Source organism: Streptomyces sp. NPDC085944 (genome assembly GCF_040686295.1).
GTDB lineage: Bacteria > Actinomycetota > Actinomycetes > Streptomycetales > Streptomycetaceae > Streptomyces > Streptomyces salinarius.
The window spans coordinates 108951-133883 of record NZ_JBFBJX010000013.1 but is presented as its reverse complement, the minus strand read 5'-3'; the positions used below and the strand labels follow the sequence as shown (position 1 = coordinate 133883).

General features: G+C 73.9%; 18 protein-coding genes. 10 read left to right on the top strand and 8 right to left on the bottom strand.

The window, feature by feature from the left end; all coding sequences use genetic code 11:
* Together AB0P07_RS25105 and AB0P07_RS25100 are read left to right on the top strand one after the other, a co-directional pair.
* Window positions 1-1602, top strand: a complete 1602-nt coding sequence (locus tag AB0P07_RS25105) for a sulfite oxidase (RefSeq protein WP_365554250.1) — start codon at window positions 1-3, stop codon at window positions 1600-1602.
* Window positions 1603-1779: 177 nt separating this feature from the next.
* Complete coding sequence (locus AB0P07_RS25100) at window positions 1780-3486, top strand: cellulase family glycosylhydrolase (RefSeq protein WP_365554247.1); 1707 nt, start codon at window positions 1780-1782, stop codon at window positions 3484-3486.
* A gap of 33 nt (window positions 3487-3519) precedes the next feature.
* Here the strand turns inward: AB0P07_RS25100 and AB0P07_RS25095 are convergent, their stop codons facing one another.
* Window positions 3520-3732: a hypothetical protein gene (locus tag AB0P07_RS25095; protein ID WP_365554245.1), complete on the bottom strand. Its 213-nt coding sequence runs from the start codon at window positions 3730-3732 to the stop codon at window positions 3520-3522.
* A gap of 67 nt (window positions 3733-3799) precedes the next feature.
* On the opposite strand from AB0P07_RS25095, the gene AB0P07_RS25090 reads away from it, so the two are divergent.
* The 3 genes from AB0P07_RS25090 to AB0P07_RS25080 are packed head-to-tail and all read left to right on the top strand — an operon-like array spanning window position 3800 to window position 6161.
* Window positions 3800-4093, top strand: coding sequence for a hypothetical protein (locus tag AB0P07_RS25090; protein WP_365554242.1), 294 nt, complete (start codon window positions 3800-3802; stop codon window positions 4091-4093).
* A 53-nt stretch (window positions 4094-4146) separates the two neighbouring features.
* Complete coding sequence (locus tag AB0P07_RS25085; RefSeq protein WP_164712677.1) at window positions 4147-4836, top strand: response regulator transcription factor; 690 nt, start codon at window positions 4147-4149, stop codon at window positions 4834-4836.
* Entirely contained in the window at window positions 4833-6161 is a 1329-nt protein-coding gene (locus AB0P07_RS25080) for a HAMP domain-containing sensor histidine kinase (RefSeq protein WP_365554239.1), read from the top strand. The genes AB0P07_RS25085 and AB0P07_RS25080 overlap by 4 nt, the downstream gene beginning before the upstream one ends.
* Before the next feature lie 54 nt (window positions 6162-6215).
* On the opposite strand, the gene AB0P07_RS25075 is transcribed toward AB0P07_RS25080, so the two are convergent.
* A complete protein-coding gene (locus tag AB0P07_RS25075; protein ID WP_365554236.1) occupies window positions 6216-7085 on the bottom strand; it encodes a CAP domain-containing protein in 870 nt (289 codons plus the stop codon).
* 462 nt (window positions 7086-7547) lie between these two features.
* Between AB0P07_RS25075 and AB0P07_RS25070 the strand changes: the two genes are divergently transcribed.
* The 4 genes from AB0P07_RS25070 (at window position 7548) to AB0P07_RS25055 (ending at window position 13605) form a co-directional block, all read left to right on the top strand.
* Entirely contained in the window at window positions 7548-7826 is a 279-nt protein-coding gene (locus AB0P07_RS25070) for a phosphopantetheine-binding protein (protein WP_365554233.1), read from the top strand.
* Window positions 7823-9103 (top strand): beta-ketoacyl-[acyl-carrier-protein] synthase family protein, encoded by a 1281-nt coding sequence (locus tag AB0P07_RS25065; RefSeq protein WP_365554230.1) that lies wholly within the window; start codon window positions 7823-7825, stop codon window positions 9101-9103. Before AB0P07_RS25070 ends, AB0P07_RS25065 begins: the two co-directional genes overlap by 4 nt.
* Window positions 9100-10101: an acyltransferase domain-containing protein gene (locus AB0P07_RS25060; RefSeq protein WP_365554227.1), complete on the top strand. Its 1002-nt coding sequence runs from the start codon at window positions 9100-9102 to the stop codon at window positions 10099-10101. Before AB0P07_RS25065 ends, AB0P07_RS25060 begins: the two co-directional genes overlap by 4 nt.
* Before the next feature lie 129 nt (window positions 10102-10230).
* Window positions 10231-13605 (top strand): pyruvate carboxylase, encoded by a 3375-nt coding sequence (locus AB0P07_RS25055; RefSeq protein WP_365554575.1) that lies wholly within the window; start codon window positions 10231-10233, stop codon window positions 13603-13605.
* 62 nt (window positions 13606-13667) lie between these two features.
* On the opposite strand, the gene AB0P07_RS25050 is transcribed toward AB0P07_RS25055, so the two are convergent.
* Window positions 13668-16214: a discoidin domain-containing protein gene (locus AB0P07_RS25050; protein ID WP_365554224.1), complete on the bottom strand. Its 2547-nt coding sequence runs from the start codon at window positions 16212-16214 to the stop codon at window positions 13668-13670.
* A 210-nt stretch (window positions 16215-16424) separates the two neighbouring features.
* On the opposite strand from AB0P07_RS25050, the gene AB0P07_RS25045 reads away from it, so the two are divergent.
* Window positions 16425-16793: a hypothetical protein gene (locus AB0P07_RS25045; RefSeq protein WP_365554220.1), complete on the top strand. Its 369-nt coding sequence runs from the start codon at window positions 16425-16427 to the stop codon at window positions 16791-16793.
* 85 nt (window positions 16794-16878) lie between these two features.
* Here AB0P07_RS25045 and AB0P07_RS25040 read toward each other — a convergent pair whose 3' ends face one another.
* The 5 genes from AB0P07_RS25040 to AB0P07_RS25020 form a co-directional block, all read right to left on the bottom strand.
* On the bottom strand, window positions 16879-18411 hold the full coding sequence (locus AB0P07_RS25040; protein ID WP_365554217.1) for a CYTH and CHAD domain-containing protein: 1533 nt from the start codon (window positions 18409-18411) through the stop codon (window positions 16879-16881).
* 28 nt (window positions 18412-18439) lie between these two features.
* Window positions 18440-19555 (bottom strand): M23 family metallopeptidase, encoded by a 1116-nt coding sequence (locus AB0P07_RS25035; RefSeq protein ID WP_365554214.1) that lies wholly within the window; start codon window positions 19553-19555, stop codon window positions 18440-18442.
* Window positions 19556-19685: 130 nt separating this feature from the next.
* Window positions 19686-22358 (bottom strand): SpoIIE family protein phosphatase, encoded by a 2673-nt coding sequence (locus tag AB0P07_RS25030; RefSeq protein WP_365554211.1) that lies wholly within the window; start codon window positions 22356-22358, stop codon window positions 19686-19688.
* Window positions 22359-22628: 270 nt separating this feature from the next.
* Window positions 22629-23954 carry an alpha-glucosidase/alpha-galactosidase gene (locus tag AB0P07_RS25025; protein WP_365554208.1) on the bottom strand — a complete coding sequence of 442 codons (1326 nt, stop codon included), beginning with the start codon at window positions 23952-23954 and terminating at the stop codon, window positions 22629-22631.
* Entirely contained in the window at window positions 23951-24907 is a 957-nt protein-coding gene (locus tag AB0P07_RS25020) for a carbohydrate kinase family protein (RefSeq protein WP_365554205.1), read from the bottom strand. The genes AB0P07_RS25025 and AB0P07_RS25020 overlap by 4 nt, the downstream gene beginning before the upstream one ends.
* Window positions 24908-24933: the final 26 nt, after the last annotated feature.

The following is a 24933-nucleotide window of genomic DNA, read 5'->3' as shown; positions in this document are numbered from 1 at the left end:
GTGAGCGACCACGACAAGACTCCACGCACCGCGTCGGCCAGCACCTGGACCCGCCTCCCGCTGGGGGCCCTGAGCGGCCTCCTGGCGGGGGGCGCCGCCCTCGCCGTCGCCGAGTTGGCGGCGGCCGCGGTGCGCCCGCAGGCCGGGCCGGTCGTCGCGGTCGGCGCAGCCGCCATCGACCGTACGCCGGCCGCCGTGAAGGACTGGGCGATCCGCACCTTCGGCAGCGACGACAAGCTCGTGCTCCAGCTCGGCATCCTCGCCGCACTGACCCTGTTCGCCCTGGCCCTCGGCGCGCTCGCCGTCCGGCACCGGCGCACCGGTGCCGGGGGAGTCCTCGTCTTCGGAGTCGTGGGCGCCGCGGCGGCCCTCGGCAGGCCCGACTCCACCGGTGTCACCGACGCCCTCCCCTCCGTCCTGGGGGCGATCGCCGGCGCGGTGCTCCTGTACGTCCTCGTCGGCCTCCTCCCGGCACCGCGCCGGACGGATCCGGGGGAGCGGGGCGAGGGCTGGGACCGGCGCCGTTTCGTCCTCGCCGCGACCGCCGCGGCCGCGGCCTCGGCGGGGGCCGGCGTCCTGGGCCGGGCCATGAGCGGCGCGGGCGGCCGGGAGGCGCTCGCCTCACGCGAGAACGTCACCCTTCCGCCGCCCGGCTCCCCGGCCCCGGCGGTGCCCCGGCGGGCACAGGCAGGGGTGCAGGGGGTCAGCCGCTTCATCACCCCCAACGGCGACTTCTACCGGGTCGACACCGCCCTGGTGGTGCCCAAGGTGGACGCCACCGGCTGGCGGCTGCGCATCCACGGCGACGGTGTCGCCCGGGAGAGGACGCTGACCTTCGACGACCTCCTGCGGCGGGAGCTGATCGAGCGGGACATCACCCTCACCTGTGTGTCCAACGAGGTGGGCGGCCCCTACGTCGGCAACGCCCGCTGGATCGGCGTCCGGCTCGCCGACCTGCTGGACGAGTGCGGCGTCCGGCCGCCGTCGAAGGGCGGCCCGGCGGACCAGCTCGTGGCCCGCTCCGTGGACGGCATGACCATCGGCAGCCCGGTCGAGGAGGTCATGGACGGTCGCGACGCCATGCTCGCCGTCGGCATGAACGGCGAGCCCCTGCCCTTCGACCACGGATTCCCCGTCCGCATGCTCGTGCCCGGCCTGTACGGCTACGTCTCCGCGTGCAAATGGATCGAGGACATCGAGCTGACCACGTTCGACGCCTACGACGCGTACTGGGTCGAGCGCGACTGGGCCCGCGAGGCACCGGTCAAGACCCAGTCCCGGATCGACACCCCGAAACCGTTCGCCCGGCCGAAGGCGGGCACGGTGATGGTCGCCGGAGTCGCCTGGGCCCAGCATCGCGGCATCGACAAGGTCGAGATCCGCGTCGACGACGGACCCTGGCAGGAGGCCACCCTCGCGGCCGAGGACTCGCGCGACACCTGGCGCCAGTGGTCGTACGCCTGGCAGGCCACCAAGGGGAGCCACAACCTCACCGTGCGGGCCACCGACCGCACCGGCGAGGTGCAGACCGAGAAGCGCACGCGCACCGTGCCCGACGGCGCGAGCGGGTGGCACTCCGTGGTGGTGACGGTCGACGGGTGACCCCGCGGGCGCGGCCGCCGGGCGGGGACCAGCCCTGCCCGAGCCGGCGGGGCAAGCGTTTTCTGTCCCGCTTATTGACGTGTACGCGGCGGCGCCAGTTTCATGGTGGTGCATGTGGGAGCGCTCCCATGAGCTGCTCGCCGTCCGTGTGTCCGCACTACCCGCCCTGGAGTCGCCGTGCGCAGAGCAAGACGCGATACACCCCTACCGAAGACGCTCCCCGCCCGCCTGCTGACCTCTCTGGCCGCCCTGATCGGGCTGGTCGTCGTCGGGGCCCTCTTTCCGGGGTCGGCGCTGGCCCAGTCACCCGGCACCCGTTCGGCCGGCGTCGCGCCGGCAGCTGCGCAGGCAGTCGGCCTGCATGTCGGCGACGGCCGCCTCCTCGAGGCCAACGGCAACGACTTCGTCATGCGCGGGGTCAACCACGCCCACACCTGGTACCCCGGCGAGACGCAGTCGCTCGCGGACGTCAAGGCGCTGGGCGCCAACAGCGTCCGGGTCGTCCTCTCGGACGGGTACCGCTGGAGCGAGAACGGTCCCGGCGACGTCGCCGCCGTCATCGAGCAGTGCAAGGCCAACCGGCTGATCTGCGTCCTGGAGGTGCACGACACCACCGGATACGGCGAGGACGCCGCGGCCGGCACCCTCGACCACGCCGCCGACTACTGGATCGGCCTCAAGGACGTCCTGGCCGGCCAGGAGGACTACGTCGTCGTCAACATCGGCAACGAGCCCTGGGGCAACACCGACCCCGCCGGCTGGACCGAGCCGACCACGGCGGCCGTCAAGAAGCTGCGCGCCGCCGGACTCCAGCACACGATCATGGTGGACGCCCCCAACTGGGGTCAGGACTGGCAGGGCGTCATGCGTGCCAACGCGCGGACCGTCTACGACGCCGACCCCACCGGCAACCTCGTCTTCTCCATCCACATGTACAGCGTCTTCGACACCGCCCAGGAGATCGCCGACTACCTCAACGCCTTCGTCGACGCGAGACTGCCCATCCTCGTCGGCGAGTTCGGCGGCCCCGCCGACCAGTACGGCGACCCTGACGAGGACACCGTGATGGCCACCGCCGAGCGGCTGGGCCTCGGCTACCTCGCCTGGTCGTGGAGCGGCAACACCGACCCGATCCTGGACCTGGCGCTCGACTTCGACCCGAGCAGGCTCAGCGACTGGGGCGAACGCATCTTCCACGGCGTCAACGGCATCGCCCGGACCGCGAAGGAGGCCACCGTCTACGGCGGCGGCGCGCCCGGCGACACCCGCGCCCCGACGGCACCCGGCACCCCGGCCGCCACCGCGGTCACGGACACCTCCGTCACCCTCGGCTGGACCGCCGCCACCGACGACACCGCGGTCACCGGCTACGACGTCGTCCGGGTCGGCGACGGTACCGAGACGCGGATCGCATCCTCGACGACCACCACCGCCACCGTGACCGGTCTCACCGCCGGCACCACGTACACCTTCGCCGTCTACGCCCGCGACGCGGCCGGCAACCGGTCCGCCCGCTCCGCCGCCGTGGAGGTCACCACCGACGAGGGCGGCGGCACCCCGGGCGCCTCCTGCTCCGTCGGATACCGCGTCGTGGGCGAGTGGCCCGGCGGCTTCCAGGGCGAGATCGCCGTCCGCAACACCGGGAGCGCCGCCGTCGGCCCCTGGACGCTCGCGTTCGCCTTCGCGGACGGGCAGAGCATCACGAACATGTGGGGAGGCACCGCCACCCAGAACGCGGGCGCGGTCAGCGTCGCCCCGGCCTCCTACACCTCCACCATCCCGGCCGGCGCCACGGTCACCCTCGGCTTCACGGCGCGCAAGGGCGACACCAACACCGCCCCGGCGGCGTTCACGCTCGACGGAGCCTCCTGCCTCACCACCTGACCGAGGGCGAGGGCAGGGCGCGGGTGAGGAACGTCACCACGACACCTCACGGACGTCGGCCCGGCTCTGCGGCTGTGTCGTCGCGGTGATCTCCGAGCGGTGGCGGCTCGCCGCGAACGTCACCTTCAGCGTCTGCGGCGCGCTCTGCTCCGTACTCACCGTGAAGCCCTGGTTCGGCACCGCCGAGATCAGGCACACCCCGCCGCCGCCGAACCGCACGGTGGCCTTGCCGCCCTCGGACGGCACCGTGTAGACACCCGCCCCGCCCTCCTCGCACCCGGGGCCGTCCCCGGCCCCGGGAGACCGCGGGGGAGTGGTGCGGGCGCTCGGCGTCGGCGCGGGAGTCGGGGTCGGCCCGGGCGGCTCCTCGCTGGTGCGGGACGGCGTCGGGCGGGGCGCCCGGCTGGTGGGCGACGGGCTGGTGTGCGACGGGCTGGGAGTGGCCGTCACGGTCTTGGACACCGTCGGCCGGGGCGGGGCCGGGAGCTCCTTCGGCGCCGTCTGCGCGACCGGTGCGGTCGGCCGGGTCGAGCCCACCACGAAGCTGATCGTGATGATGACGGCCGTGACACTGGCCGCCGTGCAGGACAGCCAGATGATCAGGTAGCGCAGGAGGCGGGACACGACACCATAGTGACGGACCGGCTAACGTGCCTGCCCATGGCCTCCGTACTTGTCGTCGAGGACGACCCTGTGATCCGGGCCGCGCTGATCGAGGTCCTCACCGGACACGGCTACGCGGTGAAGACCGCACACCAGGGTTTCGAGGCGCTGCGCGACATCACCCAGAGCCCGCCGGACATCGTCGTGCTCGACCTCGGGCTGCCCGACCTCGACGGACTCGACGTGCTCAGGATGATCCGGGGGATATCCCGCGTCCCGGTGCTGGTCGCCACCGCCCGGGACGAGGAGTCCGAGATCATCAGGCTGCTCAACGCCGGGGCCGACGACTACCTGGTCAAGCCGTTCTCCGGCGGTCAGCTCGCGGCCCGGCTCGCCGCCGTACTGCGCCGCTCCGTGCCCGCCGACCTCCCCGCCGCCCGGCCGCCCGTCCTCCGGGTCGCCGACCTCCGCATCGACCCCACCGCGCGCACCGCCCACCTCGGCGGCCGGGAACTCGCCCTCACCCGGCGGGAGTTCGATCTGCTCGCCTACCTGGCCGCCAACGCCGACCAGGTCATCTCGAGGCAGCGCATCCTCACCGAGGTGTGGCAGCAGCCGTACGTCGAGGACCAGACGGTCGACGTCCATCTCTCCGCGCTCCGCCGCAAAATGGGCGAGAAGGCGCGAAAGCCCCGCTACCTCCACACCGTGCGGGGCATCGGCATCAAGCTGGTCAGCGCGCCATGAGACGAGCCCTCGCCGGGATCGCCCTGGCCGTCACCTCCATGGTGGCGCTGTCGTTCCTCATCCCGCTCGCCCTCCTCGTCCGGGAACAGGCCCGCGACCGGGTCACCACCGCGGCCGAACAGCGTGCCGCGGCCCTCTCGCCGGTGCTCGCCCTCACCACCCGGCGCGCCGACGTCCAGCAGGCCGTCGCGGAACTCGGCTCCTCCGACCAACTGGTCGTACGACTGCCCGACGGCACCTTCGTCGGGACGCCGCACGCCTCCGAGGAGGCGCTCGACCGGGCCGTACGGGGGCGCGAGACCCTCGCCGTCGACACCCCCGACGGCTGGGCCTACCTCCAGCCCGTCGTCCTGCGGGGCGAGCGGATCGCGGTCGTCGAGGCGTACGTGCCCGCCGCGGACCTCACCCGGGGCGTCGCGGCCTCCTGGGGCGTGATGGCCCTGCTCGCCGTCGGACTGGTGGGCGGCTCGGTGCTGGTCGCCGACCGGCTCGGCGCCCGCGTGGTCCGCTCCTCCCGGGGCCTGAAACGGGCCTCCCTGGCCCTCGGCTCCGGCGACCTCGGCGTACGGGTGGCACCGGACGGACCGCCCGAGCTGCAGGAGGCGGGAGCGGCGTTCAACACCATGGCGGACCGGGTCGTCGACCTGCTCGCCGTCGAACGCGAACTGGTCGCCGACCTCTCGCACCGGCTGCGCACCCCGCTGACCGCGCTCTACCTGGAGGCCGACCGGATGGGCGCGACGCCGAGCGCCCAGCGGGTCACGGAGGCGGCGGGGCAGCTCGAGCGCGAGCTGGACTCGATCATCGCGGCGGCGCGCACGCCCCTGGCGTCGGCGCAGCTCGCCGGGTCCGGGCCGGGCACGGCGAAAATGTGCGACGTCGCCGAGGTGGTCGCCATGCGCCTGGACTTCTGGTCGGTCCTCGCCGCCCAGCAGGAGCGTCCGTTCGAGCGCTCCCTCACCCCGCGTCCGACGCCCGTGGCCTTCCCCGAGGACGACCTCGCCGCCGTCGTCGACGCCCTGATCGGCAACGTCTTCCGGCACACCCCGCAGGGCACCCGCTTCCTCGTGCGCGTGGAACGGCGTGAGGCGCACGTGCACCTCACCGTGGACGACGCCGGACCCGGGGTGGCGGATCCACAGGCGGCACTCACCCGGGGCGTCAGCGTCGGCGGTTCCACCGGGCTCGGCCTCGACATCGTGGCCCGGGCCGCCCGTACGGCGGACGGCGAACTGACGATCGCCCGCGCACCGCTCGGGGGCGCGCGGGTGACGGTGTCGTTCGCGCTGGCGGACGCGCCCGTGCCCGGTGGCGGTGCACGCTGAGGGCCCGGTGGCGGTGCCCGCGGAGGGGCCGTGCGCGCGTCGAGCCGGTCGGCGTCAGCGGCCGGTGCCGAAGTCCTGCGTCCACCAGGGGCCGCCGTCGCCGAAGTGGACGCCGACGCCCAGCTCCTTGAAGGAGCAGTTGAGTATGTTCGCGCGGTGGCCGGGGCTGTTCATCCAGGAGTCCATCACCGAGGCGGCGTCCGCCTGGCCCCGGGCTATGTTCTCGCCCAGCGTCGACCACCGGTAGCCGGCGGCCTCGACGCGGCTCGCCATGGTGGAGCCGTCGGGACCCGTGTGGGACATCACACCGCTGCTCGCCATGACGTCGCTGTAGTCGTCCGCGGCCCGGGTCAGCCTGTCGTTCGCGGTGACCGGCGAGCAGCCCGCCGCGGCCCGCTCCTCGTTCACCAGCGCGAGGACCTGCGCCTCGGCCCCACCGGTCGCGCCGGCGCCCGAGCCGGACCCGGAACCGCCGCCCGACCCCGAGCCGCTGTCCCCGCCGGACGAGTCCTCGCCGCCCGACCCGTCGCCGGCGCTCTTCGTGGTGGCCTTGACGGGACCCTCGGAGGCCGGTGCCGGAGCCTTCGCGGCACTGGTCGTCGGGCTCGCCGACTTCTTGGGCTTCTTCTTCGGCTCGGCGCTCTCGCTCGGGGAAGCGCTCGCCGTGGCGCTCGGGCTCGCCGACGCGGACGCGAGCGGCGCCGCACCGCCCGCCGCGTCCTCGGCGTTGGGCGCCGGGTCGGCGGCGTCCGCGGTGACCCGGTCCGAGGCCCCGTCGTTCTCGCCGTCGGTGACGGCCAGCGTGATCCCGACGCCCGCCGTCAGGGCGACGGCGCCGAGGGCCAGCGCGGTACCGCGGGTCCTGAGCCCGCCGCGGGGACGGGCGTGGGAGCGGGACGGGCGAGCGGCTCGGCGGGAACCCATGCGCAGGACACCTCGGCTTGTCGGTCGGCTGACGGAGTCCCCGTACCCGGTGGACGCGAGTGCGCCCACCGGGACTGTGGGGGGTGTTCGAGAGCGTAGGACGCGACCGGCGTGAAAACGGCCGTTCGAAGGTCATCTTCAGAAAGCCTTAAAAGAGCCGCCAAAGTCCGTTGAGGAAGTACGGCACCACCACTGGCCCCTTACGCACCCGCCACCCGCCACCCTCGGTCCACGGCGGGGCGCTTCACAGTGAAAGGAGGACACGGGTGCCCACAGGGCCCCCGGACGTGCCCCCGACGCTCCGCCGTCACCCCGGCCCCGGCGATTGCCGCCCCGGACGGCCGGACAGCCTGTCGGCGTGCAACCGGCAGATCGCCGGACACCACCGGTGCGCCCGGGGGGCCGGGTCCTCCCGCCCACCACCTCCGGGCGCACCGTGCACCGACCGAGGAGGAACCGGACATGCCGTCCACCGCCGATGCATCACGGCTGCTCGACGAAGTACGTGACCTGCTGGCCGCCACGGTCGAGGACCTGACCGTGGAGGAGATCCATCCCGACTCCTCCCTCCAGGACGACCTGGGTGTCGACTCGCTGGCCCGGCTGGAGCTGGTCGCCGCCATCGAGGACCGCTGGCAGATCGAGGTGCCCCACGAGCAGGCGGAACGGCTCACGACGGTGCGGCAGATCGCCGCCCACCTCGCCGCCGCCGTCGCCGCCCCCGCGGGCGGCACCGCGTGAGCCCACGGCACGCGGCCGACCCGGCCCCCGAGGAGCGGGCCGCCGTCGTCACGGGGCTGGGCCTGACCACCTCGCTGGGCGGCGACGTACCCACCACCTGGCTGGCCCTGCTGGACGGCGTGTGCGGCGTCGAGCGGGTCGACTTCGGGGAGCCGGACGGGCCCGCGCAGGAGTACCTCGCGGCCCCGGCCGCCGTCGACCCCGGGACCGTTCTGCCGCCCGCCAAGGCGGCGCACTGCGACCGTGCGGCGCAGTTCGCCCTCGTCGCCGCGCGGGAAGCCGTCCGCGACGCGGGGTTCACCGACGTGTCGGCGCTCGCCGCGGACGGCTCGCGGGTGGCCGTGGTCGTCGGGGTGGGGCTCGGCGGGATCACCAGCGTCCTCGAGCAGGACCGCCGTCTGCGGACGCAGGGCCCGGGACGGGTGAGCCCGCGCACCATCCCGGTCATGCTGCCCAACCACCCGGCCGCCGAGGTGGGGCTGCTGGTCGGCGCCGAGGCCGGGGTGCACGCCCCGGTCAGCGCGTGTGCCTCCGGGGCCGAGGCCCTCGCCCAGGCCCTCGGCATGATCCGGGACGGCCGCGCCGACATCGTGGTCGCGGGCGGCGCCGAGGCCGCACTGCATCCGCTCGCCCTGGCCGGGTTCGCGCGGCTGCGGGCCCTCTCCCGGCGCCACGACGACCCCAAGGGAGCGTCCAGACCCTTCGACGCCGACCGCGACGGCTTCGTGATGGGGGAGGGGGCCGGCCTGCTCGTGGTCGAGAGCGCCCGGCACGCCGCCGCCCGCGGCGCCCGCGTCCACGGCCGGCTGACCGGCGCCGGCATCACCAACGACAGCCACCACGTGGCCCAGCCGGCGCCCGGCGGAACGGGCTGCGCGGCCGCGGTCGACGCCGCGCTGCGCGACGCGGGTCTCGCTCCGGACCAGGTCGGGCACATCAACGCCCACGCCACCTCGACGCCGCTCGGCGACCTCGGCGAGGCGCGGGCGCTGCACAGCGTCTTCGCCAAAGGCGTGGACGACATCGCGGTGAGCGCCACCAAGGCCGCGTTCGGGCACACCCTCGGTGCCGCCGGAGCCATCGAGGCCGTCCTCACCGTCCTCGCCCTGCGGGACAGGACCGCACCGCCCGCGTGCAGTCTCGAACGGGTGGACCCGGAGATCGGCCTGAACGTCGTCGGCCGCGACCCCGCGGCACTGCCCTCCGGGCCCCTCGCGGCCGTCACCACCAGCATGGGATTCGGCGGGCACAACGTGGCGCTCGCCGTCGCCTCGTGAGTGACGGCCGCCCGGCCCCCGCCGGCGGCACACCGCGCACCGTGCTGATGTGCCCCGGCCAGGGGGCCTACCTCCCCGGCGCCCTGCGTCATCTGGGCGAAGTCCCCTCCGTCGCCCGGGTGCTGCGGACGGTGGACACCCGCAGCACCGCGCTCGGCGGCCCCCGAGCGCCCGTCGCCGGCCTCCTCACCGACCCCGGCGCACCCGAACCCGGCCGGCTCGTGCGCACCGATCCCCTGGGCTTCGACCTGGCCACCTACGCCGCGGTGGTCGCCTGTGCCACCGTCCTGCTCGACCTCGCCGCGCCGCCCGTCCACGCGGTGCTCGGGCACAGCGTGGGCGACCTCGCCGCGCTCACGGTGACCGGCGCCATCACTTTGGAACAGGGGGTCCGGCTGCTGCACGTCCGCGACCGGCTGCTGCGCGAGGCCGCGCTGCCCGCGGCGGGCCTGCTGGCCACGGACCTGACCGCCGAGCAGGCGGCGGACCTGCTGAGCGCCGAGGACCTGCCACAGGTGCGGATCGCCGCCCGCAACGCCCCCGGCCAGACCGTCCTGGCCGGTCCCGACGACCAGTTGGCCGCCGTCCGGCACACCGTCGTAGCGCTCGGCCGCCGCGCCACCCCGCTGACCAGCCGTACGGCCTACCACCACCCGCTGCTCACCGAGGTGCACCAGGCCTTCCGGCGCCTGCTGCGAGCGCAGCCCGTCGCGCCGCCCACCCTCGCCGTGTACACGGCCACCAGGGCGGGGCCCGCCCGCACCCCGGCCCACCTGCGCACCGTGGCCGCCGCCCATCTCACCGAGCCCCTCGCCCTCCCCCGCACCCTGCACGCGATGCGCCGCGCCGGTTTCACCACCTACCTCGACAGCGGCCCCCGGGCCCTGCTCGGCACCCTCGCCAGGGCCGCCCTGCCCGGCTGCACCACCGCCGCCCCCTCCCGCACCCCGGCCGGTCTCGACCGCATCCGCCACCGCCTCGCCACCGTCCTGCCGTGACGATGGCCCTTGACCCCGCACGGACGGCGCGCGTACATGAGGGGGCCGGGAGTGGCCCGGCTCACATGGCGTACCGAGGTCGGCGCCGACACCATGGTCTCGTCACCCGGCAGGCTGAAGGGATCAAGAATGTTCCGCAAGGTGCTGGTCGCCAACCGCGGTGAGATCGCGATCCGTGCGTTCCGTGCGGGCTACGAGCTCGGCGCGCGCACCGTCGCCGTCTTCCCGCACGAGGACCGCAACTCGCTGCACCGGCTCAAGGCCGACGAGGCCTACGAGATCGGGGAGCAGGGGCATCCGGTGCGCGCGTATCTCTCCGTGGAGGAGATCGTCCGCGCCGCGCGCCGTGCGGGGGCCGACGCCGTCTACCCGGGCTACGGGTTCCTGTCCGAGAACCCCGAACTCGCCCGCGCCTGCGAAGAGGCCGGAATCACCTTCGTCGGACCCAGCGCCCAGATTCTCGAACTGACCGGCAACAAGGCCCGTGCCGTGGCCGCCGCCCGCGAGGCCGGCGTACCGGTGCTCGCCTCCTCGGCGCCCTCCACCGACGTGGACGAACTCGTGCGCGCCGCCGACGAGGTCGGCTTCCCCGTGTTCGTCAAGGCCGTCGCGGGAGGCGGCGGGCGCGGCATGCGCCGGGTCGAGGAACCCGCCCAGCTGCGCGAGGCCATCGAGGCCGCCTCTCGCGAGGCCGCCTCCGCCTTCGGCGACCCCACGGTCTTCCTGGAGAAGGCGGTCGTCGAACCCCGCCACATCGAGGTGCAGATCCTCGCCGACGGCGAGGGCGACGTCATCCACCTCTTCGAGCGGGACTGCTCGGTGCAGCGCCGCCACCAGAAAGTCATCGAGCTGGCGCCCGCGCCGGGCCTCGACCCGGCCCTGCGGGAGCGGATCTGCGCCGACGCCGTGAACTTCGCCCGGCGGATCGGCTACCGCAACGCGGGCACCGTGGAGTTCCTCGTCGACCGCGACGGCAACCACGTCTTCATCGAGATGAACCCGCGCATCCAGGTCGAGCACACGGTCACCGAGGAGGTCACCGACGTCGACCTGGTCCAGTCCCAGCTGCGCATCGCCGCCGGCGAGACGCTCGCCGACCTCGGACTCGCCCAGGAGGACATCACCCTGCGCGGCGCGGCCCTGCAGTGCCGCATCACCACCGAGGACCCGGCCAACGGCTTCCGCCCGGACACCGGCCGGATCAGCGCCTACCGCTCGCCCGGCGGTTCCGGCATCCGGCTCGACGGCGGCACCACCCACGCCGGTACGGAGATCAGCGCGCACTTCGACTCGATGCTGGTCAAGCTCTCCTGCCGGGGACGGGACTTCACCACCGCCGTGAACCGGGCCCGGCGCGCGGTCGCCGAGTTCCGCATCCGCGGCGTCGCCACCAACATCCCGTTCCTCCAGGCGGTCCTGGACGACCCCGACTTCCAGGCGGGCCGGGTCACCACCTCGTTCATCGAGCAGCGCCCGCACCTGCTCACCGCCCGGCACTCCGCCGACCGCGGCACCAAGCTGCTCACCTACCTCGCCGACGTGACCGTGAACAAGCCGCACGGTGAACGCCCCGAGCTGGTCGACCCGCTGACCAAGCTGCCGGCCGTACCCGCCGGTGAACCCCCGGCCGGCTCCCGCCAGTGGCTCACCGAGCTGGGCCCGGAGGGCTTCGCCCGCCGGCTGCGCGAGTCTCCCACCATCGGCGTCACGGACACCACCTTCCGCGACGCCCACCAGTCGCTGCTCGCCACCCGGGTGCGCACCAAGGACATGCTCGCCGTGGCGCCCGTCGTCGCCCGCACCCTGCCCCAGCTGCTGTCCCTGGAGTGCTGGGGCGGCGCCACCTACGACGTCGCGCTGCGCTTCCTCGCCGAGGACCCGTGGGAGCGGCTGGCCGCCCTGCGCGAGGCGGTGCCCAACATCTGCCTCCAGATGCTGCTGCGCGGCCGCAACACCGTGGGTTACACGCCGTACCCCACCGAGGTGACCGACGCCTTCGTGCAGGAGGCCGCCGCCACCGGCATCGACGTCTTCCGCATCTTCGACGCCCTCAACGACGTCGAGCAGATGCGGCCCGCCATCGAGGCCGTACGGCAGACCGGCACCGCCGTCGCCGAGGTCGCGCTCTGCTACACCGCCGACCTGTCGGACCCGTCCGAGCGGCTCTACACCCTCGACTACTACCTGCGGCTCGCCGAGCGGATCGTGAACGCCGGTGCCCATGTGCTGGCGGTCAAGGACATGGCCGGACTGCTGCGCGCCCCGGCCGCCGCGACCCTGGTGTCGGCGCTGCGCCGGGAGTTCGACCTGCCGGTGCACCTGCACACCCACGACACCACCGGCGGCCAGCTCGCCACCTACCTGGCCGCGATCCGGGCCGGCGCCGACGCCGTCGACGGTGCGGTGGCGTCCATGGCCGGGACCACCTCGCAGCCCTCCCTGTCGGCGATCGTGGCCGCCACCGACCACACCGAGCGGCCCACCGGCCTGGACCTCCAGGCCGTCGGCGACCTGGAGCCCTACTGGGAGAGCGTCCGCAAGGTCTACGCCCCCTTCGAGGCGGGCCTCGCCTCCCCGACCGGCCGCGTCTACCACCACGAGATCCCCGGCGGCCAGCTCTCCAACCTGCGCACCCAGGCCATCGCGCTCGGCCTCGGCGACCGCTTCGAGGACATCGAGGCCATGTACGCCGCCGCCGACCGGATGCTGGGCCGCCTGGTCAAGGTCACCCCGTCCTCCAAGGTCGTCGGCGACCTCGCCCTGCACCTGGTGGGCGCCGGCGTCTCCCCGGCGGACTTCGAGGCGGAACCGGACCGGTTCGACATCCCCGACTCCGTCGTCGGCTTCCTCCGCGGCGAGCTGGGCACCCCGCCCGGCGGCTGGCCCGAGCCGTTCCGCACCAAGGCACTGCGCGGCCGCGGCGAGGCCAAGCCGCTCGCCGAACTGTCCGAGGACGACCGCACCGGACTGGAGAAGGACCGCCGGGCGACGCTCAACCGGCTGCTCTTCCCGGGCCCGGCCCGCGAGTTCGATACCCACCGGGCCTCGTTCGGCGACACCGGCGTCCTCGACAGCAAGGACTTCTTCTACGGGCTGCGCCCGGGCAAGGAGTACACCGTCGACCTCGACCCCGGCGTGCGGCTCCTCATCGAACTGCAGGCGATCGGCGACGCCGACGAGCGCGGCATGCGCACCGTGATGTCCACCCTCAACGGTCAGCTCCGCCCGATCCAGGTCCGCGACCGGTCGGCGGCCACCGACGTCCCGGTGACGGAGAAGGCCGACCGGGCAGACCCCGGCCACGTCGCGGCGCCGTTCGCCGGCGTGGTGACCCTCGCCGTCGCCGAGGGCGACGAGGTGGAGGCCGGGGCGACCGTGGCCACCATCGAGGCGATGAAGATGGAGGCGTCCATCACCGCGCCGAAGTCCGGCACGGTGACCAGGCTCGCCATCAACCGCATCCAGCAGGTCGAGGGCGGCGACCTGCTCGTCCAACTCGCCTGAGGAACCGGGCTTTCGGCCCGGCGGGCGACGTGCCCCGCACCGCTGCGGGGCACGTCGTCGTCTCAGGGGAACTGGACGACCTTGGACGGCACGGTGTCCGTCCCCGACGTGGCCGCGCCGGTGTCGTTGATCACGTGGCGGTACTGGCCCATGCCGCCGAGCGAGATCACCTGGAGGTTGCGCATCCTGATCCCCGGCTTGACCGGCACCTGGAAGCCGTGGTGCTGGACGATGGCCGGGTCGGCGGTGAAGTTGCAGTAGCTGCCCAGCGCCACCGCTTCGTGCACGTCCACCGAGTCGGCGACCTTGTAGGCCGCGTAGCCGACGATGCCGTCGTGGGTGATGGCGGCTTCGTTCGGTGCGTCGTAGGCCTTCTCGTTCTGGAAGAAGACGGTCCGTCCCCGCTCCCCGCTCCAGTAGACGTCGTACTTGTTGAAGTGCTCGACGAACAGCCCGGTGGCGAGGACGTCGTCCCCGTTGACCCGCAGGCCGTAGTCGGCTCTGTTGGTCTCCCACCCGACGCCCTCGCCGTGGTCGGCGCGCCAGATCCAGGTGTGATCGATGAGCACGTCGTCGCTCTCGACCACGACGGAGTCGGTGGCCTTGCCCGGTCCCGCGCCGCCGACGCGGATGAACACGTCCTGCATGGTCGTGGGGTTGGCGGAGTGGTCGGCGTTCCCGTCCGGCGTTCCGATGCGCAGCAGGGTGTCGGAGTTCTGCGGACCCGCGTCGATGAGGAAGCCGGCGAGCCGCACGCCGTCGACGTCGGCCACGTGCATGGCGTCGACGCCGCCGTCCGGAATGATCGTGGCCAGACCGAGGCCCAGCACGACGGTGTTGGCGCGGTCGACCTCGATGGTCCGGTCGATGTGGTACACGCCGGGCGTGAACAGCAGGTTGAGGCCCTGGTCGAGCGCGGCGTTGATGGTCGCCGCCGTCGCGCCGGGCTTGACGACGTAGAACTGACTCAGCGGCAGCGAGGTGCCACCCGCGTTGGCGGGCCAGGAGACACCGCGCGCGTTGGTCCGCTTGGCGGGCACCCGCACCTTGTACTCGTTGCCGTCCAGGTAGAGGAACGGCTTCTCGCGCGAGATCGGAGTGGTGTCGAGCGTGGTGTACGGGCCGGTCTCGAAGTTGCCTGCGGGAGCGCCCTCGACGCCCGTGAACGTCATGTTCCAGACGCCGTTGGTCCAGCCGCCGACCGAGCTGTCCCGGGTGTACCACTGCTGCTGGGAGTAGGGGCCGACGGTGCCGTCGATCTTCGAGTCGGCGATGTAGCCGCCGGAGGCCCAGCCGTAGCCGTTGGGGGCGAGGTTGAGGCCGCCCTTGACGTGGATCCGGCGGAAGGGGGCCGCCTGGGCGACGGCCCAGCGGTCGGTGCCGTTGGACGGTGTGATGGCGAGGTTCTCGGCCGAACGCCAGAAGTTCTGCGTCGCGTTGCCGTTGAACCAGCCCGCGTCCACGGTGACGTCACCGTTGATCTGTGTGTCGTCCGGGTTGAGGCCCAGGCCGGAGATCGAGGTGTAGAAGCCGATCTGCGCGTTGATCCCGTTGTACGTGCCCGGCTTCAGCAGGAACTGGTAGCGCCCGCTGCCGAACTGGTTGGACTCCTGCTGGGCGAAGACCTGGTCGAACTTCTGCTGGAGGTTCGGCGTGGAGGGGTCCACGACGATGACGTTCGGCCCCAGGTCGCCGCCGCCCTCGACCGGGGGAGTGCCGGTGGTGCCGGTGTGCACGGCGACCTCCCACAGCGAGTAGCCGTAGCCGGTGGCGCGGGCCGTGCCGAGGACGCGGACGTAGCGGCCAAAACCGCTGACGGCGTAGGAGGACTTGCCCCCGGTCGCGCCCGTGACGCTCTTGAGCGTCTGCCAGTTCTGCCCGTCCGAGGAGGCCTCGATCCGGAAGTCCTTGGCGTACGCGGCCTCCCAGTTCAGATCCACCTTGCACAGGTCCCGTACGGCGCCGAGGTCGACCCGCACCCACTGGGGGTCGGAGGCCTGGCTGGACCAGCGGGTGCCGGGGTCGCCGTCGAAGGCCGCGGCGGCGGGCGTCCCGGCGTTCTCGACCGAGGAGGCGGCGGCGGGCCTGCCCTGAGCGGCGTTGGCGCTGTCGCACGAGCCGCCCGGCGTGGTGCCGCCGGTGGTGCCGAAGACCTGGAACTCCCACAGGGAGTAGCCCCAGGGCGTGGCCCGGTGGACACCCTGCATACGGACGTAGCGGCCCTGCCCCGAGACGTCGAGCGTGTCGGTGCCGCCGTCGCCGCCGGTGACCGTCTTCGCGTCGGTCCAGGTGCTCCCGTCCTGGGAGAGCTGGATCTTGTAGTCCTTGCCGTAGGCCGCCTCCCAGTCGAGCACCACGCGGGTGACGGAGGCGGTGGTGCCGAGGTCGACCTGGAGCCACTGGTCGTCGCTCGCGGCCGACGACCACCGGGTGGTCGTGTCGCCGTCGACGGCGTTGCCGGACGGTGTTCCGGCGTTCTCGGCCGAGGACGACGTGGCCGTCCGGTCCTGGGAGAGGGGGGTGTCGGCCGCGGTGGCCGTCATCGGGGCGGGAAGGGTGACGAGCGCCGCCGTGGCGACGAGCGCGACACCCAAGGATCTCAGTCTCATACGGGTGCTTTCTGGGGATGCGGGCAGGATCGGTCAACCGCGCCATGCAGCGGCTTAGTTCAAGGTGTGATTTAAGTGGTGAGTAATCGATCCGGCAAGACTCCGGACAGGACTTGTCAGTGCCGTGCTGAAGAATGCGGTCCATCGAGATCAACACCGGCCGGACCGGGTAGGCGTTCTCGAGTCACTGACCTGAAAGGGCCACAGCCGATGCCGCTCACCGCCGCCGTCCGTCCGCACTCCGCCGACTCGGGCGAAGCCCGGCGCCGCGCGAAACTCGGTGCCGCCGAGGCCGAGGTCCTGCGCATCGTCACCGACGCGCGGACGCCGGTCTTCGTCACGGTGCGCGCGGACGGGCGGCACAGATACAGCTACTGGCGCCCGCTCGACTCCGTCACCGGCCGTGGCGGCTGCTATGTCGCACTGCCGACCGCCGAGTGCGACACGCTGCACGCCGCGGGCCGGATATCGCTCGGCGAGCCGCTCGCGGACCCGAACCGGATCACCTACCGGGTCAGCGCCACCCGCACCCCGCCGGCGCCGCCGCGCGCCCTGCCGGAGCGGGCACGCGCGGCGTGAGGCCGGTCCTTGTCGCACGGTGCGCGGGGGCGGACGGAGCCGCATGGCGCGGCACACGGCCGTCGCGTGCGCGGCGCACCGCGGGTCAGTGTTCGAGCGGGGTCCGCAGCGCGGGGTCCGACGCCGCCCGCCACACCTCGGGCAGCTCCCGCTGCCGGGCGTCGGCCCCCGCCCGTTCGAGACCGTGCAGCAGCCCCCAGGTGAACGCGGACTCACCCGCCCCGTGGGCGGCCACCGCCAGCCCTCGCAGTGTGTCCTGGGCGACCACCGCGTCCTGGTGCTCGCCGAGCAGCACCTGAACCGCCTTGGCGCGCGCGCCGAGCCGGGCGACCGGCTTGCCGAGCGCGGGACGCGCCACCTCGGCCGCGTAGCGGAGCTTCTTGGCCGCCTTGCGGGCCTCGTGCAGAGCCGTCTCCCGCGACCGGCCCGCAGGCTGCGCCAGGGCGAGCTCCATCCGTCCGGCGAGACGGCCGTACTCCTCGAGCACCGCCCGGGCCATCGTACGGGCGGGCTTCCGCGCGGCCCCGGCCCGCAGGGGCGGTCGCCGGACCAGGGCGTCCAGGGCGTCCAGCAGGCGCAGATAGCGGGCCGTGGCCAGAGCCTCCCGCGTACGGGACCGCGCCTTGCCGCCGTGGGACACCTCCCAGACGCGCAGCCGGGCGGCGACGGGACCCAGCACGAGTTCGTCCGGCAGCTCCGCCAGCGCGGCACCGATGCGTTCGCCCAGCACCTCCTGATCGCGCGCCACTCCCAACTCACCCGCCAGCCAGCGCAGTTCCGCGCGCACCGGATCGGTGACCCGCCGGTCGAGCACCGACCGGTAGGAGCGCAGGCAACCGCGCAGCCGTCGGCACGTGACACGCATCCGGTGCACGGCGTCGGGCAGGTCGCCCCGGACCGCCGGATCCAGCGACACCAGCCTGTCGGCCTGCTCCCTCACGTACGCGAGCACGTACGCCCCGGGAGACCCGGCCACCACTTCCGGGCGACGCTCCGGCACTGCCCCCGCCCCCGCCCCCGTCTCCCGCAGCGCCCGGGCGAGCTTGGACGGGCTGCCGGCGCGGACGATCCCCTTCTTCCGCAGCTTCTTCTCGACGACGTCCAGCAGCCCGGCGTCGACACCTTCGGCGAGTTCGACCTCCAGTTCGCCCCACTCGGCGCGCCCACCGCCGGACGCCGCCGCGTCCGCGCGCACCTCGTCGAGGCTCAGCTCGGCGAGCACCCCGCCCTCCGCGTCGCGCAACCGCCGCACGGTACGGGTGGACCGGATGCTTACCACAGGACGCAGCTCGGCGCCCCGCGTGCGGGACAGGGCCAGCTCGCGCAGCGACTCCGGCACCTCGTCCGAGAGCGGCGCCCACACCTCCTCCCGGGTGTCCCCGGCCAGGGGCAGTTTCAGGTGCCAGCCCGCGTCCGGACCGCCCGTACGACGGCGCAACGTGGCCGAGGCCCCGGCGATCCGCAGATCCTCGGTGTCGTGGTACACCGCGTCCAGTTCCTCGGGCCCGGCCGTGGTGACCGAGGCGACGGGACCGACGCCGGTGAGGTCGGGCAGCCCGGCGACGCCGCCGGAGGGTGGCTCGTACTTCCGCTCTGTCTCGCGCTTCGACTGGGTCATGCTCAGTGCTTCGACACGATCCGCCGGATCAAACCCCGTTCGCGACGACCCAGGGGCGCGGATCCGTGTAGTACCCGTCGAGGATGACCTCGAAATGCAGGTGCGGGCCGGTGGACAGGCCGGTGGAGCCGACCCGTCCGATCGGGGCCCCGGCCTCCACGGTCTGCCCCACGGCCACCCCCAGCGAGGAGAGGTGACTGTAGGTCGTCTCCACCCGCTTGCCCTGGATCGTCCCGTGGTCGATCACGATGCGGTTGCCGTACGCGCTGGTGAGCGCGGCGAACACGACCCGGCCCCGCCGCGCCGCCACGACCTGCGCGCCCTGCGGCGCGGCGAAGTCCACACCGGTGTGCAGCTTGGTGACCCCCGTCAGCGGGTGCTCCCGCGACCCGTAGGGCGAGGTGATGGCGAGCGGGCTGACCGGCGCGGTCAGCAGGGCGCCGGCCGCCCCGCCCGCACCGCCGCCGGAGTCCTCACGGTCGAGCGCCTCGTAACGGGGCATTAGGGCCTGGACCTCGTCGAGGTACGTCTTCGCCGCCGACGGTACGCGCCCCGCCTCCGTGACGGCGTCCTCCCCCACGGCGTACGCGGCCAGGGTCAGCTCCACCAGGTCGCCGTTGATCCTGCCCTCGGTGCGCAGTTCGGTCACCTTCCCGGCCAGCGAGCAGTCCCGCCGACCCAGCGCCATGATGGCGTCCGCCGGGTCGCGCGGCGAGGACCGCCCGTTGCCGTCGTCGTCCTTGCCCCAGGTCCGCCACTCGTCGTCGGTGAAGGCGGCGATGCCCTTCTGACCGGAGAGTTCGTCGGAGTCGTCGCTCCAGCCCGAGAGCTGGTCGATCTGCGCGGCGAGCACGGACGGCTCGAGGACGGTGCAGGCCGAGGCCGCCTTGCGCAGCCAGGGGAGGTACGAGGGGTCGATGTCGACCGCGGCGGACGCATCCGTGGCGGAGTCGTCGTCGGACCCCGGGCTCGGCAGCCCGCCCAGCGCGAGGAAGGCGGCCACACCGGTGACGGTCACCAGAGCCGGCAGCAGCAACAGGGTGACGGGCCCCGGCCCGCGGCGCTTGCGCCTGCGGGGTTGCTCCGCCTGTCCCGGCTGTTCAGCAGGGGCCGGCTGCGTCACGGTCAGCCGCTCGTCGTTCACCTGGCCGCTCGCCGGGACGTGATGCTCACCGGGGGGACACTAGCGCCGCCCGCCCGCAGGCGTCAGGAGCCTGCGAGGCAGAATCAGATGCCCGAACGGGCAGGCCGGGCGGCGCCCGGCGGCGCGATCGTCACCCCTCGGTCGCCCCGTCGCACTCGCGTCCGGACGACGGTGGCGTGGGGCGGACGGCGAGGACCGCGATGTCGTCGACGCTGTCCGCCCCCAGGCCGATGAGCAGCTCGTCGCAGAACACGTCCAGGGGCTCGTGGGCCAGATCGGCGGCGTGCCGGCGCAATCGCTCCAGCGCGTCGTCCAGGGGCTCGTCGCGACGCTCGACGAGGCCGTCGGTGTACAGCAGCAGCGTCGAGTGGGCGGGCAGCGCGTCACGCGCCGTGCCACGGGCCGCGTCGGGGTCCATGCCGAGCAGCAGCCCGGCGCCTCCGTCGAGGTAACGGGCCCGCCCGTCCCGGGTGACCAGCAGCGGCGGCAGATGGCCCGCGGAGGAGTGCGTCAGCTCCCAGGGTCCGTGCGCGGGGCCCTTGACCAGGCCGTAGACGCAAGTGCCGGTGGCCTCCCGGTAAAGGCTGTGGTTGGCCAGGTCCAGCCGGCGCAGCACCTCGGCGGGCGGCTCCTCGCGGTCCACGGCGATGCCCCGGAGCATGCTGCGCAACTGGCTCATCGCGATGGCCGCGTCCAGGTCGTGCCCCGCGACGTCCCCGATGATCACCGCGGTGTTCCCGCCGGGCAGCACGAAACTGTCGTACCAGTCCCCGCCGACCTGCGCGGTGGTCGAGGAGGCGGCGTAGCGGGCGGCCAGCCGCAGCCCCTCGACCTCCGGCAGCACCGGCAGCAGCGAACGCTGGAGCCGTTCGGCGATGGAGCGGGTGTCCCGGTACAGGCGGGCGTTGTCCACCCCCAGCGCGAGACTGTGCACCAGGTCGTCGACGAGCGTCAGGTCGTCCTCCGTGAACGGCGGGCCGCCGGGCGCGCGCGCCAGGGTGAGAGCGCCGAAGATCCGGCGGCGGGCCCGCAGTGGGGCCACGACGGCGCTGCCCGCCCCCAGTTCGCGGAACAGTTCGACGTACGACCGGTCCAGTGCGCTCCCGGTCCGGGCCGGCTGCGGGGCGTCCGTGAGCAGGAGCGGCCCGGCGCCGCGCAGCACCCGGGCCAGCGGACCGCGCGACTCCTCGGAGACTTCCGACAGCGCCCCCTCGTACGCCCCCGGGCGCAGGGCGCGGGGGTCGCGGTGGACGACGCAGGCCCGGTCCACCCGCGCGTCGGCGTTGTACAGGTCCACCACACACCAGTCGGCCAGCCGCTCCGTCAGCAGGCGGCCCGCCCGCTGCAGCCCTTCGTCCAGGTCGAGCGTGTTGTTGAGCTGCGCCCCCAACTCGGCCAGGAGGGTGAGCCGGTCGAGCGCCGACAATTCGCCCCGGGCACCGGCCGCCCGGGCACCGGCCTCCGGGACGCCGGGCGACCGGCCGCCGTCCGGCTCCCCGATCGCCGCCTCCCTGATCCTGCCGGGAGCCCTCGGCCCGTCGAGGAACGTGGTCGCCCGCGGGACGAGCTGTGCGACGAAGACGGTGCGGCCGTCGGCCGTCTCCTGGGCCTGGATGTACAGCCGGACCGGCACCAGCCGTCCGCTGCGGTGCAGCGCGGGAAGCGGCACGGAGCGTCCCACGACGCGGGTGCGGCCGGTGAGCAGCATCGAGGTGAACGCGGCGGTGTGCCGCTCGCGCAGGTGCTCGGGGACGAGGGTGGTCAGACGGCGGCCGACGAGGTCGTCCGGTCCCCAGCCCAGCAGGTCGGCCGCCGCTCCGTTGGCCGCGACGATCCGGTTGCCCTCGTCGGCGGCGACGGTCGGCATCCTGCTGGCCCGCACCTGACCGACGTCCCACGGCACGAGTTCGGCGGAGCTGATCTCCGGCTCGCGGGGGACCACGGTCCAGGCGGCGGGCGGCGCCCCGGTCAGCTGCCCGGCGATCTCGTCGAAGAGCCACTCCTGGAAGGCGCGCCCGCGGGGCAGCGCCGGCAGAGTCAGCAGCCGTTCCTCCCGGGCCCGCTCCTCGGCCAGGTCGAGTACGCGGCGCAGCGCTCGCACCGCGGGCACGGCGTCGGGCGGCAGCGGAAGGGGCAGGGTGCGCAGCCCCGACTCGGGAACCGGTACCTCCAGCGCGGCCGTCATCCCGGCACTGATCATGTTGTTGACGTCGTTGGCGGCTGCGAGGTCCTCGGGCGCCACCCCGAGAAGGTCTCCCGCGGACGCGGCGAGGATCAGCTCGCGCAGCACCACGTGCCGGTGCTGCCGGCCCGCCGCCTCCAGGGCGGTCGGCACGTCGACGAGCGTCACCGTCGCCTCGGCGGGGCGCGGCGGCAGAGCGGTCTCCCACCCGGACGACGGCGGCGGCGGACCGTCGTGCCACAGCTCGAACCACACCGTCTTGCCCGCGTCACCGCCGTCCGCCCCGTACCGCGAGGCCAACTTCTCCACCAGAGTCAGCCCCTGTCCCGTACCGGCGTACGGCGTAAGGCGCTGTGGCACGAGTCCAAGGCCGGGCCGCCGGTCACCGACCCCTACCCGCACCCGGCCGTCGAGGCGTGACACGCGCACCTCCACCTCGGTGCGCGCGTGCAGCACCGCGTTGGTGACCAGCTCGCTCACCAGCAGCTCGGCCGTGCCCACCAGGTCCGAGGCGGCGCCCCGAAGCGCGGCACGTACGAACCGGCGGGCCGCCACCACGTTCGTCGGCCCGCCGGGAAAACGCCGTGACACCGCTGCCGGCGGTGGATCGGAGCAACCCATGACCCCAGTCTGTGCCCCGCACGGCCCGCCCCGCAGCGTGCGCCGTCCCGGCGCGCCCCGCTCCCGCCGGCACTCCTGTCCGCCGGTCGGGTGACGGGAGCCCGGTGAAAGGCGGACACCCGGGCCGAGTCGCGGTCGGGGGCGGGAGTCGACGGTGCTCGGTACGACGCCGGGTCTGGCAGGCGGCCGGTTACTCCGATAGCTTGCTGGTGCGGCCCCGCGTTCTCCCCCGTACGCGGGGCCGCACCAGTCGCCCGCGCGGCGGTCGGCTCAACGGGCGAGCGCGCCCCGCAGCCCGGGCTGCAGGCGGTCCCCGTGGGCGCGGACCATGTCGTCGCACAGCTCCCAGATCTCCTCGACCCTGAGCGTCGCCGCCGTCGCGGGGTCGGCCATCGCCGCGTGCCGGATGTGCCGCGGGTCGTCCTCCACGGCCGCCCGCACCACCAGGTCGGTGGTGCTCAGATAGGCCCGGTTCAGGGCCGCCAGCTGCGGGGGCAGCGCCCCGGCGCGGGTGGGCTGGACGCCCGCGGAGTCGACCAGGCACGGCACCTCGACGGTGCCCCGGGCGGGCAGGTTCTCGATCAGACCGTGGTTCGGCACATTGCCGTAGACCGTGCGGGGGGTGCCGGTCACGATGCTGTGGATGATCTGCGGCGCGTACTCCATGGTGCCCTCGACCGTGAGCGGCGCCCCGCAGGCCAGCGCGTCGCGGGTGCGCTCGTACTCGGCCACGTTCTCGTCCACGATGCCCAGGTAGGCACCGACGGGCAGCCGCAGCCGCTCGATCTCGCTGTCGTGGTGCAGGTACCAGGGCACGTACTCGCAGGAGTGCTCGCTGGTCTCCGTCGGGTAGTGGCCGAGGCGCCGGTACATGTCCATGCGGACCCGGCGGCGCAGCTGCGGGTCCTCGGCGAGGAGGGCGTCGAGGCGCGGGTGGAGGTCCTCGCCGCCGTGCTCCAGACGCAGCACCCATGCCTGGTGGTTGACGCCCGCGGTCCGGTAGGTGACCTCCTCGTAGGGGACCTTCAGCAGTTCGCACAGGCCCTGGACCGTCCAGTAGACCGAGTGGCACAGGCCCACCACCCGCGTCAGGCCGGTGGCCTCGGCGAGGTACTGGACGTTCATCGCCATCGGGTTGGTGTAGTTGAGCAGCCACGCGTCCGGACAGACCTCGGCGATGTCCTGCCCGAGCGCCGTGAGCAGCGGGAAGGTGCGCAGCGCGCGGAAGATGCCGCCGACGCCGAGCGTGTCGCCGATGGTCTGGCGCAGTCCGTAGCGGGCCGGCACCTCGAAGTCGGTGCGGGTCGCCTCGCCCATGCCGACCTGCACGATGTTGATGACGAAGTCGGCGCCGACCAGGGCCTCGCGGCGGTCCGCGTGCGCGGTGACATGGGGCCGGGCGCCGCGCTCGGCGGCGATGTACTCGGCGGCCGCCCGGGCGGTGGCCAGGCGCTCGGCGTCGATGTCGTGCAGCGCGATGTGCGCGGACTTCAGCTCGTCGAACGCGAAGAGGTCGGCGAGCAGACCCTGGGTGAAGACGACGCTGCCGGCTCCGACGAAGGTGATCTTGGGTGCGGTCGGGTGGGCGGTGCTCATGCGGGGTTCTCTCCGTTGCGGGTGACCTGGGCGAACGCTTCGTCCCAGGTGGGCTGGGCGGTGGTGCCGCCGTGCGCGCGGGTGGACAGCGCGCCGCAGACGGCGGCGAGTTCGAGGGCCTCGGGCAGGGCGAGCCCGGCGAGCAGCGCGGCGACGAAACCGGCGTCGAAGCTGTCGCCGGCGCCCACCGTGTCGACGGGGCGAGCGGGGATGCCGGGCGTGCCGAACAGGGTGTGCCCGTCGTGGCACAGGGCGCCCTCGGCGCCGTTCTTGACGACGACCGTCGGCCCCCGGCCGGCGAGCGCGGCGGCGGCCTTCCCGAGGTCCGGGCCGTCGAGCCCGGCCAGCCGCCGTGCCTCGGCCGCGTTGGGCAGCAGGTAGTCGGTGTGCGGGAGTACGGCGTCCAGGCCGGCCCCGTCCCAGCGGCCGGCGGGATCGTCGTTGGTGTCCAGCGACGTCGTCGCACCGTGCGAGCGTGCCGTGCGCAGCAGGTCGGGCAGACCGGTGGCGAGCGCGGGCAGCAGGAAGTACGACGCGGCGTGCACGTGCCGGGCGGCGGCGAGCAGCGGGGCCGGGACGTCCGCGGCCGTCGTGGCCGGCAGCGTGCCCGGGGCGGTGACGATGGCACGGTCGTCGCCCCGGGTGAGGACGACGGTGAGCGGCGTCGGCAGCCGCGGATCGACGAGCAGGGCGCCGGTGTCTACGCCGTGTGCGTCGAGGGTGTCGCGGACGTAGCGCCCGGCGTCGTCGTCGCCCACGCGGCCGGCGAACGCCACCCGCAGGCCGAGGCGGGCCGCGCCACACGCCATGATCGCGGCGGAGCCGCCGAGCGTGAGGGCGCCGTCGGGGACGAGTTGTTCGCGCTGTCCGAAGGCGAGGGGGGCGTCTAGGGGCCCCACGACGACGTCGGGATTGGCGTCGCCGACGACGAGCAGGTCGAGGCTGTGCGGCATGGGTCTTCCCTGGAGTGAGGGTGGAC